The organism is Pseudomonas sp. SH10-3B, from assembly GCF_019891415.1.
Lineage (GTDB): Bacteria > Pseudomonadota > Gammaproteobacteria > Pseudomonadales > Pseudomonadaceae > Aquipseudomonas.
The window spans coordinates 1-315 of sequence record NZ_JAFLXD010000147.1 but is presented as its reverse complement, the minus strand read 5'-3'; the positions used below and the strand labels follow the sequence as shown (position 1 = coordinate 315).

General features: G+C 58.1%; 1 protein-coding gene. It reads left to right on the top strand.

The window, feature by feature from the left end; translation table 11 throughout:
* On the top strand, positions 1-315 hold a 315-nt coding region (locus J1G35_RS31275; RefSeq protein ID WP_223016888.1), incomplete at both ends, for a hypothetical protein.

Here is a 315-nt window from a genome sequence, read left to right as displayed (position 1 = left end):
CCGATGAAGAAACACCACGCGAAGGCCTGACTGTTTCCTTCACCGGCAACAGCAACGTAGACGGCTACTACAGCCTGTCCGGCAACAACGTTGTGTTGACGCAAAAAGGTGCTGACTTCGTCAACGCCGGCAACCAACTGCCGAAGATCGACCTGACCGTCACCGACCCTGAAGGCTTGAACTCTCACAGCACTGGGCAGCCGACTGTCATCCTGCACAACGATGTGCCGGTGATCAGCATCGCGGCGAATACCCTCGATGAGAACGCCGTTAAGGCGGGTACTGTCGCCGGTACCTTCACGGCCACCGACGAAG